15 protein-coding genes are annotated in these 14753 nt (G+C 71.3%); 4 read left to right on the top strand and 11 right to left on the bottom strand.

Annotation, left to right across the window (positions count from 1 at the left end; all coding sequences use genetic code 11):
• The 5 genes from VFN12_RS07730 to VFN12_RS07710 all read right to left on the bottom strand — a co-directional run.
• Positions 1-161, bottom strand: a 161-nt coding sequence (locus tag VFN12_RS07730) for a class I tRNA ligase family protein (protein ID WP_325118057.1), incomplete at its 3' end; no start/stop codon positions are given.
• 44 nt (positions 162-205) lie between these two features.
• Positions 206-1348, bottom strand: coding sequence for an N-acetylmuramoyl-L-alanine amidase (locus VFN12_RS07725; protein ID WP_325118056.1), 1143 nt, complete (start codon positions 1346-1348; stop codon positions 206-208).
• 44 nt (positions 1349-1392) lie between these two features.
• On the bottom strand, positions 1393-1992 hold the full coding sequence (locus VFN12_RS07720) for a DsbA family protein (protein ID WP_325118055.1): 600 nt from the start codon (positions 1990-1992) through the stop codon (positions 1393-1395).
• Between the two features lie 42 nt (positions 1993-2034).
• Positions 2035-3393 (bottom strand): chromate efflux transporter, encoded by a 1359-nt coding sequence (gene chrA, locus VFN12_RS07715; RefSeq protein WP_325118054.1) that lies wholly within the window; start codon positions 3391-3393, stop codon positions 2035-2037.
• 51 nt (positions 3394-3444) lie between these two features.
• A complete protein-coding gene (locus VFN12_RS07710) occupies positions 3445-5007 on the bottom strand; it encodes a CHAP domain-containing protein (RefSeq protein ID WP_325118053.1) in 1563 nt (520 codons plus the stop codon).
• A gap of 161 nt (positions 5008-5168) precedes the next feature.
• On the opposite strand from VFN12_RS07710, the gene pepN reads away from it, so the two are divergent.
• Complete coding sequence (gene pepN / locus VFN12_RS07705) at positions 5169-7718, top strand: aminopeptidase N (RefSeq protein ID WP_325118052.1); 2550 nt, start codon at positions 5169-5171, stop codon at positions 7716-7718.
• A 67-nt stretch (positions 7719-7785) separates the two neighbouring features.
• Here the strand turns inward: pepN and VFN12_RS07700 are convergent, their stop codons facing one another.
• Positions 7786-8196 carry a DUF5130 family protein gene (locus tag VFN12_RS07700; protein WP_325118051.1) on the bottom strand — a complete coding sequence of 137 codons (411 nt, stop codon included), beginning with the start codon at positions 8194-8196 and terminating at the stop codon, positions 7786-7788.
• The gene (locus VFN12_RS07695; protein WP_325118050.1) at positions 8159-8524 is read right to left on the bottom strand and encodes a hypothetical protein; all 366 of its coding nucleotides are present in this window, start codon (positions 8522-8524) and stop codon (positions 8159-8161) included. Before VFN12_RS07695 ends, VFN12_RS07700 begins: the two co-directional genes overlap by 38 nt.
• A 116-nt stretch (positions 8525-8640) precedes the next feature.
• Here VFN12_RS07695 and VFN12_RS07690 point away from each other — a divergent pair, with 116 nt between their 5' ends.
• Positions 8641-9687, top strand: coding sequence for a mechanosensitive ion channel family protein (locus tag VFN12_RS07690; protein ID WP_325118049.1), 1047 nt, complete (start codon positions 8641-8643; stop codon positions 9685-9687).
• Positions 9688-9706: 19 nt separating this feature from the next.
• On the opposite strand, the gene VFN12_RS07685 is transcribed toward VFN12_RS07690, so the two are convergent.
• Positions 9707-10132: an OsmC family peroxiredoxin gene (locus VFN12_RS07685; RefSeq protein WP_325118047.1), complete on the bottom strand. Its 426-nt coding sequence runs from the start codon at positions 10130-10132 to the stop codon at positions 9707-9709.
• Between the two features lie 134 nt (positions 10133-10266).
• Between VFN12_RS07685 and VFN12_RS07680 the strand changes: the two genes are divergently transcribed.
• Entirely contained in the window at positions 10267-10656 is a 390-nt protein-coding gene (locus tag VFN12_RS07680) for a globin (RefSeq protein ID WP_325118046.1), read from the top strand.
• Positions 10657-10677: 21 nt separating this feature from the next.
• Here VFN12_RS07680 and VFN12_RS07675 read toward each other — a convergent pair whose 3' ends face one another.
• Positions 10678-11925 (bottom strand): patatin-like phospholipase family protein, encoded by a 1248-nt coding sequence (locus VFN12_RS07675; RefSeq protein WP_325118045.1) that lies wholly within the window; start codon positions 11923-11925, stop codon positions 10678-10680.
• A 63-nt stretch (positions 11926-11988) separates the two neighbouring features.
• Positions 11989-12852, bottom strand: coding sequence for an acyl-CoA thioesterase (locus VFN12_RS07670; RefSeq protein WP_325118043.1), 864 nt, complete (start codon positions 12850-12852; stop codon positions 11989-11991).
• Between the two features lie 95 nt (positions 12853-12947).
• Between VFN12_RS07670 and VFN12_RS07665 the strand changes: the two genes are divergently transcribed.
• Positions 12948-14162 (top strand): acetyl-CoA C-acetyltransferase, encoded by a 1215-nt coding sequence (locus VFN12_RS07665; RefSeq protein ID WP_325118042.1) that lies wholly within the window; start codon positions 12948-12950, stop codon positions 14160-14162.
• Between the two features lie 15 nt (positions 14163-14177).
• Here VFN12_RS07665 and VFN12_RS07660 read toward each other — a convergent pair.
• On the bottom strand, positions 14178-14753 hold a 576-nt coding region (locus VFN12_RS07660; RefSeq protein WP_325118041.1), incomplete at its 5' end, for a DNA glycosylase AlkZ-like family protein.

The following is a 14753-nucleotide window of genomic DNA, read 5'->3' as shown; positions in this document are numbered from 1 at the left end:
GTGCCGTGCTCGTCGGTCCCCGACACCATGAGCACGTCGTGGCCGGCCATCCGCATGTACCTGCTGAACACGTCGGAGGGCACGCCGAAACCGGCCACGTGGCCGATGTGGCGCGGGCCGTTGGCGTACGGCCAGGCGACGGCGGACAGGACTCGACTCATGGCGGAATCCTAGAGAGGGTTGCCGCAGCCGCGCTCGGCAGTGCTCACCAGCGGTCGATACGACGCTGGGCCCGTTGCCGGATGCCCGGCAGCTTGTCGTAGATCAGGCCCGGGCAGGCGGTGTCGTTGGTGTCCCGGTGGCCGTCGATGGCCGGCAGCCGCACCCTGGTCCCCTCGGGGTACTTGTCGCTGCCGCTCGAGGTGACCGTGACCTTGCCGTCGGCGTAGCGGCCGTGCCTGTCGAGCTTCCAGGAGGCGAGCTTGACCAGCGTGGTCACGGCCTCGGGTGAGGACTGGCGGCTGTCCAGGTTCCCGATCACGGCGATCCCGACCGATGCATGGTTGAAGCCGAGGGTGTGCGCACCCTGCACCAGGCGGTCGGCCCCGCCGGACCTGCCCACCCAGGCCCGCCCGAATCGGTCGACCAGGAAGTTGTAACCGAGGTCGAACCACCCGAGCGTCTGCGTGTGGTACCGGTACATCCCCCGCAGGATGCCCGGGACGTCGGCGCGCGAGTACCCGTTCCCGGTGGCGGTGTGATGGACGTGGACCTGCTTGAGATTGCGCAGGTAGACCGGCTCGCCGTTGCGCCAGCTCGGGTCTGCGCCCCACTCCCGGCGAGTGTGGAGCTGGGGCTTGGGGGCGGAGTCGGTCAGCATCGTGCGCGGCGTCGTGGAGGTCGTCCGCGAGGTCACCTGGTCGCCGGGACGCACGCCCGGGTCGATGAGGACCAGGTCCAGGGCGTCGGGCGCCGGGCGCGCCGTCCGGACCTGGACTCCCTCGGAGTCGTCGACCCACAGCAGGTCCGATGCGGTCCTCCCGTCACTGGCGCGTCCGTCGGCCAGGGGGTCGACCGGCCGCCAGGGGCTCCACCTCCCGCCCGTGCGGGTCCGCACCGCGACTCCGGGGTCGGCGCCGCGCCAGGTCAGGGCGAGCATCGAGAACGGCTCGGTGCTGAGCCGGGCGGTACGCGCCCCGGACGGCGCGGGGTGCAAACGGGTGTCGAGGCCGACCGTGGCCGACTGCACGGGACCGCCGGGCCTCCCGGCGAGCCTGAGGTCAGGCGCGGAGTCGGGCGCGGCCGCGCGGACGGCCTGGGCCGTCGGCGTCGCGGCACCGAGTGCGGTGGTGAGGACCACCGCCGCGGCGGCGGCCAGCAGGGGGCTGGGGCGGAGAGGACACGACATGACCCCGCCCATGATGCGCGAGTGACCCCTGATGCGCCAGTTGCTCAGGAGAAGTCGAGGTCGCGGGAGCGGGTGCGCTTGAGCTCGAAGAAGTTGGGGAACGAGGCCAGCTCCGCCGCCGCGTCCCAGATCCGCCCCGCGTCCTCGCCGCGGGGAATCGACGTCAGGACCGGACCGAAGAAGGCGGTTCCGTTGACCGAGATGGTCGGTGTGCCGACGTCGTCCCCCACCTGGTCCATGCCCAGGTGGTGCGACTTCCTGATCGAGTCGTCGTACGACGAGTCGTCCATCGCGTTCGCCAGCGAGGCGGGGAGGCCCGCCTCCGCGAGCGCCTCGACGATCATCTCGCGGTCCTTCTCCCGGCCGTCGTTGTGGATCCGGGTGCCGAGGGCGGTGTAGAGCGGCAGGAGGACCTCCTTGCCGTGCTGCTGCTCGGCGGCCATGCACACGCGGACCGCCTGCCAGGCCGTCGCGAGGCGCTCGCGGTACTCGTCCGGGACGTCCTTGTCCTCGTTGAGGTACGCCAGGCTCATGATGTGCCAGGTGACGGACACGTCGCGCACCTTCTCCACCTCCAGCATCCAGCGGGAGGTGATCCAGGCGAAGGGGCAGGCAGGGTCGAACCAGAACTCGGCGTGGGTCATGCCCGGTTCAACCACGGTCTAGACCGCAACATTCCCGGATGCTCAGGCCAGTGCGGTGAGCACCAGTCCCAGCACGGCACACGCACCCAGCACGCGCAGCACCGACCAGCGGAGCCGGAAGACGAGCACCATGGCGACCGCCCCGATCAGGAACGCCTCCCAGACGTACGACGACCACACCGGCGCGAGGATCTCGACGGGACCCAGGTGAAGGGTCCGGGTCTCCGTGAAGAGGGTGTGCACGGCGAAGAACAGGGCGAGGTTCGCGATCACGCCCACGACCGCCGCCGTGACCCCGGTCAGCGCGGCGGCCAGGGACTCGCTGCCGCGCAGCCGCTCGACGTACGGCGCCCCGAGGAAGATGAACACGAAGCACGGCACGAACGTCACCCACACCACGAGCAGCGATCCCAGGACACCCGCGACCCACGGGTCGAGTCCCCCGGGGTCCCGGTAGGCACCGAGGAACGCGACGAACTGCACCACCATGATCAGGGGCCCCGGCGTGGTCTCGGCCAGGGCCAACCCCCGCACCATCTCCCCGGCCGTCAGCCAGCCGTAGGTCTGGACAGCGGCCTGCGCGACGTAGGAGAGAACGGCGTAGGCGCCGCCGAAGGTCACCAGCGCCATGCCGCCGAAGAAGACGCCCTGGTCGACGAAGACCGACTGGCTCCCCGTCAGGCTCGCGACCAGCACCACCGGGGCGACCCAGAGCACCGCCCCGATCCCGAGGACCAGCAGGTTGCGGCGCCGGGACGGGCGGGCGTGGTGCAGCACGTCGTCGGAGACCAGCGGGGCCGTCTCGTCCTCCGGCACCGGCCGGTCGGGCACCGTCAGCAGGGCCGGACGCCACCGGTGGACCGCCCAGCCGATCACCCCGGCGCCGAGCACGACGAGCGGGAAGGGCACCGCGAACAGGGCGAGGGCCAGGAACGCGCCCACGGCGAGCAGGACCAGCACCCGGTTGCGCAGCGCGCGGGTGCCGATCCGGTGCACGGCCTGCACGACGATCGCGAGCACGGCCGGCGACAGCCCGAGGAACAGCCCGGTCACGAAGGTGGTGTCGCCCTGGGCGACGTACAGGATCGACAGCGCCAGCATCGCCAGCAGGCCGGGGAGGACGAACAGGATGCCCGCGATCAGGCCGCCCATCGTGCCGTTGAGCAGCCAGCCCGTGTAGATCGCGAGCTGCTGAGCCTCCGGCCCGGGGAGCAGCATGCAGTAGTTCAGCGCGTGCATGAACCGCTTCTCCCCGATCCACCGCCGCTCGTCGACCAGGGTGCGCTGCATGACCGCGATCTGGCCGGCCGGCCCGCCGAAGGTCTGCAGCGAGATCAGGAACCAGGTCCGCACCGCCGTCCCGAGCGGGACGAGGTCACGGACTGGGGTCGGGCGGGTCACGATGCGCAGTATGTCAATCCAGAAAGCAGGCTTCGACCCCCGGGGGGTGCTTCAGCGCCGCGGCACGCGCACCGTGGTCTCCACGCTCTCCGACGTGACGACGTTCGTCCCGTGGTAGCGGACCCGGACCGTCCGCAGCCCGGACCGCAGGTCGCGGACCACGAGCCGCAGCCGTCCGTCGTCGAGCCGCCCGGAGACGTCGTGGCCGCCGCTGCGTACCGTGATCCGTCCACCGGGTCGGCTCACCCCGGGAGCGGTGACCTTGAGGCGGACGATCGCGCGACCGGGACGCCCCTCCGTCCACACCGACAGCGTGGGCCTGGTCGTGATCGGACCGTCGGCTCGCACCTGGACGGTCCTGTCCTCGTACCCCCGCGCACGCAGGTGGACCTGGACCGAGATCCGGTCCCCCACGTCGTCGAGACCGGGCACGTACGACGTCCCGGTGGCGCCGGGGATGGCGCGGCCGTCGCGCAGCCAGGTGTAGGTGGTGGTGGCGTCGGCCGGTGAGACGCGGCCCGGCGAGATCTCCAGCCGGCCGCCCAGCCTCCGCCCGCCCGTCAGCGAGAAGGGACTGGCGATCTCGAAGCGCCCGAGCCCGACCCCGGACGTTCGGGACGTGACGAGCGCGGACCTCCGGTAGCCCTCGCGGCGCGCCGCCATCCGCGCCCAGATGCGCTTCCCGAGGTGCTCCGGCGCCAGCCGCAGCTGGGAGCCCCGCTCACCGGCGATCGGGTCCCCGCCGGCGTACCACTGGATGGAGGTGGATTCCGGACGCGGGGACCAGGCCGCGCCACGCACCGACAGCACCTCACCCACCCGGACGGCCCCGGTGACCTCCGGGGAGGACAGGACCTGCATGGTCCCGCGGACCACCCGGGCCGTCGGTGTCGAGGTGCTCGAGCCGTCGATGTACGCGCGCCGGCTCGCCGTGACGCGCACCGACAGCCGGGCGCCCCGGAGCGTGGGGCCGGGCGTGAAGCGCGACGACGTCGCCCCGCGGATGGGCTTGCCGTCGGCGAGCCACTGGAACGTGTGCCGCGAGCTCACCGACCACGTGCCGGCGGTCGCCACCAGGCTCGTCCCCACGGCGGGCTGGCCGCTGATGCGCGGGCGTTCCCGGACGGTGATCTCACGGTCGTTGAAGTGGATGAACCCGGTCGGCCAGCCGCTGCCGGACTTGCTGATCCGGCGCCAGTGGAAGTCACCGCTCCAGCTGTCCTCGGAGATCACGATCCGTCGCGGGGAGAGCACCTTCTCGACGTACGCCACGTGACCGCTGGAGCCTGCCCCGGGGACATAGCGATCCCACCAGGCGACCGCACCCACCCGGGGCGTCTGGTCGGTGATCCCCCGCTTGGCGCGGCCCCAGTTGTAGGCCATCCCGGTGCCGCTCCAGGGGCGCACGGACGACATCCCCCCTCGGACGAGCCGGTAGGCGACGTAGTTGGTGCAGTTGTGCCCGGGGTACATCTGCCACCACATGCGGCTGCTGGCCTTGCGGTAGCCGAAGTGGGCGTACCCGTTGCCCTGGCATCCGGAGTAGCCGGTGCACAGGTAGGTCGAGCTCGCGTGGGCGGCCGGCGGCACGAGGGGAAGCAGAGCAGCCAGCACTGCCAGGAGCAGGCTGCACGTGAGTCGCCGAGTCGAGTACACGAGGAGCAAGTCAACTCGATGTCAAGAATCTTTGTCGGCGTTTTGCAAGAGTTTCCAACCTTCGCCCCGGCGACGAATCTCGATTGGGAGGCCACCAGAGGGGGTGACAGACTGCACGCATGCCTGGGACCAACCTCACGAGGGACGAGGCCGCCGCCCGCGCCGCCCTCCTCGACGTCACGTCGTACGCCGTGGAGCTGGACCTCACGACCAGCGACACCACCTTCGGGTCGACCACCACCATCAGGTTCGGCTGCCGCCAGCCCGGGGCGGAGACGTTCGTCGACCTCGTCGGTGCGACCGTCCACGAGCTCACCCTCAACGGCACGGCGCTCGACCCGGGGGCCGTCTACGCCGACAACCGGATCAGCCTGCCCGCGCTGGCCGCCGACAACGAGCTCGTCGTCCGCGCCGACTGCAGCTACTCGCGCACCGGAGAGGGCCTCCACCGGTTCGTGGACCCCGCCGACGACCGGGTCTACCTGTACTCGCAGTTCGAGGTCCCCGATGCCCGTCGCGTCTTCGCGACGTTCGAGCAGCCCGACCTCAAGGCGCCGTTCACGTTCCACGTGACGGCACCGGACCACTGGAAGGTGGTCTCCAACGCGGCCACCCCGACCCCCGAGGCGATCGGCGGCGGCCACGCGATCTGGCGCTTCCCCGCGACCAAGCCGATGTCGACCTACATCACCGCGATCGTCGCCGGCGAGTACCACGAGGTGCTCGACACCTACGAGGGCAAGCACGGCACCATCCCGCTGGGCCACTACTGCCGGCAGTCGCTGGTCGAGCACCTCGACGTCGAGGAGCTGGTCAAGCTCACGCGCCAGGGCTTCGAGTTCTTCGAGGAGCTCTTCGACTACCCCTACCCGTTCGGCAAGTACGACCAGCTCTACGTGCCGGAGTACAACATGGGGGCGATGGAGAACGCCGGGTGCGTGACCCTGCGCGACGAGTACCTCCCCCGCAGCCGCCAGGACCGCTCGTTCTACGAGTTCCGCGCCGAGGTGATCCTGCACGAGATGGCCCACATGTGGTTCGGCGACCTGGTCACCATGAAGTGGTGGGACGACCTGTGGCTCAACGAGTCGTTCGCCGAGTGGGCCTGCTACCACGCAGCCGTCGAGGCGACCGAGTTCCGTGAGTCGTGGACCGGCTTCACCAACGCCCGCAAGAACTGGGCCTACCGCCAGGACCAGCTGCCCAGCACCCATCCGATCGCCGCCGACAACGTCGACCTCCGGGCGGTGGAGGTGAACTTCGACGGCATCACCTACGCCAAGGGCGCGGCCGTGCTCAAGCAGCTGGTGGCCTGGGTCGGGCTCGACAACTTCCTGACCGGCATCCGGGGCTACTTCAAGGACTTCGGGTACGCCAACTCCGAGTTCAGCGACCTGCTGGCCGCGCTCGAGAAGGCCTCCGGACGCGAGCTCGACTCGTGGGCCAAGGAGTGGCTGCAGACCTCGGGCGTCAACACCCTCGCACCCGACTTCGAGCTGGACTCCGACGGCGGCTACGCCCGCTTCGCGGTGCGCCAGACCGCCGACCCCGAGCACCCGACGCTGCGCCGTCACCGCCTCGGCATCGGCCTGTACGACGCCCACGACGGCCACCTCGTGCGCCGGACGGCCTTCGAGATCGACGTCGAGCACGAGCTGACCGAGGTGCCGCAGCTGGTCGGCGAGAAGCAGCCCGACCTGCTGCTCCTCAACGAGGGCGACCTCGCCTACGCCAAGATCCGCCTCGACGAGCGCTCGCTGGCCACGCTGGTCAACGGGCTCGGCACCCTCGATGACTCGCTGGCCCGGGCGCTGTGCTGGGGTGCCGCCTGGGACATGACGCGGGACGCCGAGATGAGCGCCACCGACTACGTCGCCCTGGTGCTCAGCGCCATCGGACGGGAGACCGACGCCTTCGGCATGAGCCGGATCCCCGTCTACGCCGCGCAGGCGGTCAACTCGCTGTCCGCGCCGGCCAACCGCGATGCCCTCAGGGCAACCTGGGAGCAGGGCCTCCGGGAGCTGCTCCACGGGGCGGAGGCCGGCAGCGACCGGCAGCTGCTGTTCGCCCGGGCCTACGCGTCGGCGGCCCACAGCGACGAGGCGCTGGACACCCTCGACGGACTGCTCGACGGGTCGGTGACGCTCGACGGCCTGGCCATCGACACCGACCTGCGCTGGACGCTGCTGACCGCGCTCGCGCGAGCGGGGAGGGCCTCCGAGGCACGGATCGAGGAGGAGCTGCGCCGCGACAACACGATCTCGGGTCAGGAGCACGCCGCGGCCGCCCGCGCCTCACGCCCCACCCCCGAGGCCAAGGCCGAGGCCTGGGAGGCGGCGATGGTTCGCGACGACATCCCCAACGAGACCCAGCGCAGCATCGTCCTGGCGTTCCAGTGCTACGGGCAGGACGACGTCCTGGCGCCGTACGTCGACAAGTACCTCGAGGCGGCCGACACGATGTGGGAGGAGAAGGGCACCCAGCGGGCCTCGACCGCGCTGGAGTACATCTTCCCCCGCCCGCTGGCCAGCCAGGAGCTGCTGGACAAGGTGGACGCCTGGCTGCAGACCTCCGGTGCCAACCCGGCCGCCAAGCGTTACGTGCGGGAGGGCCGGGCCGACGTCGCCCGCTACCTCGCCGCCCAGGCCAGGGACGCGCAACCGCGCTGAGCGGTGGTTGACGCAGGCGTTCGGCGTGCGGGGTTTCGAGTCTCAGGCGCCAGGGCGCGGTCGCACCTCAACCACCGGAATCGTGCAGGGTCTCGGGGGCGCGGGCGTGCTCGGCGAGCATCGAGATCCCGCGCTTGAGGCCGCCGACCAGGTCGGCCTCGGCGAACGCTGACTGCATCTCCAGGACGGCCAGCTCGACCTCACGGTCGCTCAGGTTGCGGCGTACGTCGGCGCCGGTGACGACCTCGAGGGACCGGGCGACCGGGTCGACCAGGATCAGGATGCTGCGGGGCGGCGCGACCAGGCTCGCGTGCAGCCGCCTCGCGAAGGCCTGCGACTCACCCTCGGCCCGTCCCACGTAGACGGAGAACTCGAAGCGCGACGCCTGCTCCGCCGCGCGGATGGCGCGGTCGATCTCGTGGCGCTCCCCGGAGCTGAACTCACCAGCGGCCACCGGCACCTCCGGTCTGGGAGTCACGTGCCTGCTCGCCGCGCTCGGCCGACTCGAGCTCCCGGGCCCCTCCACGCGGGCCGCCGAACCACTGGTCCGGGCCGGGTGAGGCACCCGGCGCCACCCGCTCGCCGCGGGCCATGGCCGGCAGGTACACCGCCGCGGCGATCATCAGGATCATCAGCAGCGGGATGCCGACGAAGATCAGCAGGGCCTGCAGCTGCGGGACCGGAGCCGGGTCGCTCCACCCCTCGGGGACCTCGGCGGAGGCCGGACCGGCGACCAGGAGGAACAGCCCCACAGCGGTGGTCAGGACGGCCGAACGGCGGACACGCGAAAGGGTTCTGGAGGTCACGTGGAGCAGGATATCGGCTGCCCTCGGCGGTCGGTTCCGGGCGTTCCTCGTCGCGTCCGTCACATCGGGGCGTGTGAGTTCGGATGTGCCGCCGCATCGTGGCAACCTTGGGCCACATGTTGCCCCTGCTGACGTCAGATCCCTGCACCTCCGACGAGTTCTTCTGCCGGACGGCGATGGACCTCTGGGACAACGAGCAGGTCGCCGAGGCGGCGGACGTGGTGATCGGAACGCCGCTGACGATCGCCGGCCTGGTGATCCTGGGCGTCGTCGTTCGCTTCGTCCTGCACCGGATGATCGACCGGATCGTGCGCAAGGCCGAGGTCGGCGTCCTGCCCGACCGCGTCGGACGCATCTCCCGTGGCCAGGGCAAGAACAAGGCCAGCAAGCCGGGCGGCGCCGACCAGCGCGACGTCGTGGTGGCCACCCGCCGGGTGCAGCGGGCCAAGGCGATGGGCAGCCTGCTCAAGAGCGTGGTGACCGGCATCGTCGTCGCGGTCTTCACGACGATGATCCTCGCCGAGCTCTCCGTCGACGTGGCGCCCATCGTCGCCAGCGCGGGGATCCTGGGGCTGGCGCTCGGCTTCGGCGCCCAGAGCCTCGTCAGCGACTTCCTGGCCGGCACGTTCATGATCTTCGAGGACCAGTACGGCGTCGGGGACGAGATCGACCTCGGTGAGGCCATCGGCACCGTGGAGGCGGTCAGCCTCCGCGTCACCAGGCTGCGCGACATCAACGGCACGGTCTGGTACGTGCGCAACGGCGAGATCACCCGGGTCGGCAACATGAGCCAGAACTGGGCGCGCACCGTGCTGGACATCAGCGTGGCCTACCACGAGGACCTCGTGAAGGTGCGTCGCGTGCTCCAGGAGGTCGCCCACGACCTCTGGGACGACGAGGACTTCAAGGGCCGCATCATCGAGGAGCCCTCGGTCTGGGGCGTGCAGGAGCTCGGGTTCGACGGCGTCATCATCAGGGTCGCGCTCAAGACCGCTCCCCTGGAGCAGTGGAGTGTCGCCCGCGAGATGCGCGAGCGGATCAAGGCCCGCTTCGACTACGAGGGGATCGAGATCCCCTTCCCGCAGCGGGTGGTCTGGCACCGCGGCGACGAGTCGCAGCCGGGCGCACAGCCGCAGGACGAGCAGGCCGGGCAGCCCGTCTGAGCCACCCGGCCGGCTCCGGTCAGGCGAGGGACGCGTCGAGCGTGATCGTCGTACCGGACAGTGCCTGGCTCACGGGGCAGCCGGACTTGGCCGCCTCGGCGATCTTGACGAAGTCGTCCTCGGACATCCCGTCGACCTGGCCCCGGACCGTCAGCGCGATGCCGGTGATCCCGGTGCCGGGCGTCAGCTCCACCTCGGCGGTGGTGTCCAGCGCCTGGGCGGGGCTGCCGGCGTCGGCCAGCCCCTTGGAGAGCGCCATGGAGAAGCAGGACGAGTGCGCCGCCGCGATCAGCTCCTCGGGGCTGGTCTTGCCGTTCGGCGCCTCGGCGCGGGCGGGCCAGGAGACGTCGTAGGTGCCGAGCCCGCTGGACTCGAGGGTCACCTGGCCGGCTCCCTCGAACAGGGTGCCCTCCCAGTGGGTCTTCGCGGTGCGGGTGGTGCTCATCAGGACATCACTCCTCGAGATCGGTGGACGCCTGCGATCCTTGCACGCCGATGTGGAGCCGCCCACACCCATCGGCACAATGGGCACGTGAACTCATTCCCCACCAACCCGCCGGCCACGTCGCGGGGGCCCCGATGACGTTCTACGAGGAAGTCGGCGGGTTCGAGACCTTCCGGACCATCGTGGCCAGGTTCTACGAGGGGGTCGCCGAGGACGAGGTGCTCCGACCGCTCTACCCCGAGGAGGACCTCGGGCCGGCCGAGGAGAGGTTCCGGAACTTTCTCGTGCAGTACTGGGGCGGGCCGACGACGTACTCCGACGAGCGCGGCCACCCGAGGCTGCGGATGAGGCATGCGCCGTTCGCGGTGACACCGGCGGCGAAGGACCGCTGGCTCCTGCACTTCCGGGAGGGCCTCGACGCGGTCGACCTGACCCCGGAGCAGGACGCGCAGTTCTGGGACTACGTCACCCACGCGGCCCAGTTCATGGTCAACACCTTCGAGGAGCCCGTCGAGCAGCGCTGACCCGGCCCACCGGCACTGCCGTCAGTAGCCGTAGCCGGGCAGCGACTCGGTCCGCCACAGGTCGGGGTGCTGCTCGACCCAGCGCCGGGCGTCGCGCTGGCCGAACTCGGACGCGGCGGCGAAGAAGTCGGGGTCGAACATGAGGTAGGAGAGAAGCTCGCCCTGGAGCGGGCTGTCGCTGCCGAGCAACCGGTGCATGACCTGCAGGTCGGGATCGCCGATGGTGCGCAGCAGGGAGCCGTGGTTGGCGCGGAAGACCTCCATGGCGGTGCGGGCGAGCTCCGTGCCGTCCTCGGGCGCGATGGCGACGTAGGGAACGGTGCGGTACGCCGACTTCCCCCGCGCCTCGCGGTGGCGCTCGAGGACCGGACCGAGCTCCGGATCGGCCGTCATCACGTTGAGCTCCGCGAGCCGCCGCAGGTCGTGCCGCAGCGGGTCGTCCATGACCGCGCCGAGCAGGGTGGCGCCGGCGTCGCCGAGGTCGACGGGGATCCGGTCCAGGTCCGAGTCGGCATCGGGCGGACGGAGTCCTCCCGTGCCGATCGCGACCACGCGGTCGGCGCCGAGCTCGAGGGCCGGTGCGAGCGGGGTGCGGCGACGGGTGGCGCCGTCGACGTACCATCCCGCGGCATCCTCGGGCTCGTCGACGTGCACGGAGGGGAAGAGGACCGGGATGGCCGCTGACGCCATCAGGTGCGGGACGTCGAGGCGGGTGGCTTCGAAGCGCCCGTGGGGTTCCGGCGTCGAGCCCGGCACCGGAGAGCGGGACTCGGTGAACACGATGACCCGCCCGGTCCTGACCGAGGTCGCGACGACGGCCGCAGACTCGATCTCGCCGCTGTCGATGTTGTGGTGCAGCGCCCCCCAGTCGATGGCCTTCGCCAGGGTCTGTGCGAGCGGCTGGCTCCCGAACAGTCCGCGCAGGCGGAAGCCCGAGAGCCCGAAGGTCTCCGAGGCGTAGCGGACGACCACCTCCGGAGCCTGCCGCCACAGCGGCCGCATCACGTTCGGCTTGGTGGTCCGGCCCAGCATGCTCTTGAGGCGTGCCACCTGCTCCTCGGCCTCCAGATGGGCCGTCGCGGTGAGGGCGGCCGTCAGGAGCGCTCCGGCACTGGTGCCGACCAGCAGGCGGGGCCGGGCACCTCGCTCGGCCAGGACGGGCAGGAGCACCTCCAGCGCCCCCACCTGGTACGCCGACCGAGCGCCACCCGCGTCGAGAACCAGGGCCACCCGGGCCTCGTCGCTCTCCGTACTCGTCCGTGCCTGCACTCCGCGATGCTAGAGCGTGCGGGCCCGGTCGGCGGGCGGGCGAGCGGAACTGGTGCTCGGCGGTCAGCCGGTGACGACCCCGAGCAGCAGCTCGCGGTAGGCCTCCGGCGGCGGCGTCGCCCGGGCGGTGGCCGGGTCGACGAAGACCATCGCCACCCGGGCGCGGGACAGGACCGTGTCGCCGTCGCAGATCTCGGACTCGATCGTCATCGAGCGGTCGCCGACCCGGGAGATCCAGGACCAGGCGCCGTAGGGCTCGGGCCGGAACAGGATCGGCAGCTTGTAGTCGACATCGGTCTGCGCGACCACCATCGACGGCTCGGGCGTGCCCTCGGGCATCCCCTTCCAGAGCCGCGCGGTCATCAGGATCCGGGCCTCCATGAAGTACTCGAAGTACTTCACGTTGTTGACGTGGCCGTAGACGTCGACGTCGGAGAACCGCACGTGCACCGGGTAGTGGCCGAGCTTGTCGTGGCGCGGGCTGGAGGACGGCGTACGCCGCTCAGGCTCGGCCGGCTCGAGGAACGTCTCCAGCGCCGCCTTCTCGTCGGCGGTGAGCCGGCGCGGCCGCTCGCTCCTGAACACGTACGGCGTCAGCACCGTGGTCGCCCGCAGGTAGACACGCCGCCCCTCGTCGGTCTCGTGGAAGACCTCATAGGCGAGGGTGAACGTCGCCGCCCGGATCTCGGTCACCCAGCACTCGATGTCGACCGGACGGAAGCGGAACGCCAGCGGCGCCCGGTACTGCACCTCGTGGCGTACGACGACCACGCCCTCGGCCAGCTCGCCGGTCTGCGCGGCCGGGCCGTGGGTCCGCAGCATGTCGACCCGCGCCTCCTGCAGGTAGTCGACGTAGACGACGTTGTTGACGTGACCCTGCAGATCCATGTCGGCCCAGCGCATCGGGCACTCGTAGCGGTGGCGCACGGGGTCGACAATGCCAGAACGGACGCTCGGCGGCCGGTGCGGGCGACGGGTCTAGGGTTGGCGCGGCAGTTCCCCCTTGCAGATCGGAGTCCCCCATGCCCGAGGCCGTGATCGTTTCCGCCGCCCGCTCCCCCATCGGACGCGCCAACAAGGGATCGCTCAAGGATCTCCGGCCCGACGACCTGACGGCGACGATCATCAAGGCCGCGCTGGACAAGGTGGAGGGCCTGGACCCGAACTCGGTCGACGACCTCTACCTCGGCTGTGGCCTGCCGGGCGGCGAGAGCGGCTTCAACATGGCACGGGTGGTCAACACCCTCAACGGCATGGACGAGGTCCCGGGCACCACGCTCACCCGCTACTGCGCGTCCTCGGTGCAGACGACGCGGATGGCGTTCCACGCGATCAAGGCGGGCGAGGGTGACGTCTTCGTCTCGGCCGGCGTGGAGACGGTGTCGCGCTACGCCAAGGGCACCTCCGACCACTGGCCCGACACGCAGAACCCGGCCTTCGCCGACGCCACCGCCCGGACGGCCAAGACCGCGGAAGGCGGCGTCGACTGGCACGACCCGCGCGAGGACGGCAACGTCCCCGACATCTACATCGCGATGGGCCAGACCGCCGAGAACGTCGCCCGGCTGCGGGGGCTCAAGCGCGAGGAGCTCGACGAGTTCGGCGTCCGGTCCCAGAACCTCGCCGAGAAGGCGATCAACGACGGCTTCTGGGCCCGGGAGATCACCCCGGTCACCACTCCTGACGGCACCGAGGTCTCGACGGACGACGGACCGCGGGCCGGAGTCACCTACGAGGCGGTCTCGCAGCTCGACCCGGTCTTCCGCCCCGACGGCGTCGTGACGGCCGGCAACTGCTGCGCCCTCAACGACGGCGCCGCGGCCGTGGTGATCATGTCCGACACCAGGGCAGCCGAGCTCGGTGTCACCCCCCGCGCGCGGATCGTCGCCACCGGCGTGAGTGCCCTCTCCCCGGAGATCATGGGCCTCGGGCCGGTCGAGGCCACCAAGCGGGCGCTCGCCAATGCCGGCATGAGCATCGGCGACATCGACCTGGTCGAGATCAACGAGGCGTTCGCGGCGCAGGTCGTGCCGTCCTACCAGGACCTCGGCATCGACCTCGACCGGCTCAACGTCAACGGCGGCGCGATCGCGGTCGGCCACCCGTTCGGCATGACCGGAGCCCGGCTGCAGAACACGATGCTCAACTCCCTGGACTGGCACGACAAGAGCACCGGGCTGATCACGATGTGCGTCGGCGGCGGCCAGGGCATGGCCCTCATCCTCGAGCGGATCTGACCCGGGCGAGTCCGGTCACGGGTCGACGTACCCGGCGAACGAGACGCCGCGGAACGCGGCGAGCCGCTCCGCCTCCTCGTCGATCCCGGCCGGCTGGTCGCCCCCGTCCCAGATCGAGACGGCGAGCCTGAGCCTGCGTCCCGAGGCGCGGGGGCGCCAGCTGCCGACGATCTCGTCGCCGGCCAGGATGGCCCCGGGCCGGCCGAGGGTCCGCCAGAGGTCCTTGCGGGCCACCGGGTCGGGCACGACCAGGTCCCGATCGCGACCCTGGAGGAACAGGTCGAACGGCCCGAGGAGCCTGACCACCCCGCTGGCTTCCGACCCCAGCAGCGCGGGCAGGTCGTCGGCCAGGAGGTCCAGCCGGCGGCCGTCGAGCTCCACCGTCTCCACATCCTCGGGCCACCGCGCGGCCACCTCGGCGACCGGCGCGTCCACGTACCCGGCCACCAGCTTGGGGGTGCTCGGGCCCAGGTACCGGAGGACCCCGCGGATCGGGTCCAGGTGGTCCGGCGTGCGCGCCGCCGGGCCGCGCCACCCGGGGATGCGGCGCAGCACCGGTGGTGACGTGCCGGGCTCGAGCTCCAGCCCGGC

Source organism: Nocardioides sp., assembly GCF_035703625.1.
Taxonomy (GTDB): Bacteria; Actinomycetota; Actinomycetes; order Propionibacteriales; family Nocardioidaceae; genus Nocardioides.
This window is presented reverse-complemented; position numbering and strand designations above follow the sequence as displayed.

Bases quoted from the DNA above. Each gene is read 5' to 3' on its own strand.
- VFN12_RS07665 (WP_325118042.1), top strand. From the start codon at position 12,948: ATGCCCGAGGCCGTGATCGTTTCCGCCGCCCGCTCCCCCATCGGACGC.
- VFN12_RS07690 (WP_325118049.1), top strand. From the start codon at position 8,641: ATGTTGCCCCTGCTGACGTCAGATCCCTGCACCTCCGACGAGTTCTTC.
- VFN12_RS07720 (WP_325118055.1), bottom strand. From the start codon at position 1,992: ATGACCCACGCCGAGTTCTGGTTCGACCCTGCCTGCCCCTTCGCCTGG.
- VFN12_RS07725 (WP_325118056.1), bottom strand. From the start codon at position 1,348: ATGTCGTGTCCTCTCCGCCCCAGCCCCCTGCTGGCCGCCGCCGCGGCG.
- VFN12_RS07685 (WP_325118047.1), bottom strand. From the start codon at position 10,132: ATGAGCACCACCCGCACCGCGAAGACCCACTGGGAGGGCACCCTGTTC.
- VFN12_RS07680 (WP_325118046.1), top strand. From the start codon at position 10,267: ATGACGTTCTACGAGGAAGTCGGCGGGTTCGAGACCTTCCGGACCATC.
- pepN (WP_325118052.1), top strand. From the start codon at position 5,169: ATGCCTGGGACCAACCTCACGAGGGACGAGGCCGCCGCCCGCGCCGCC.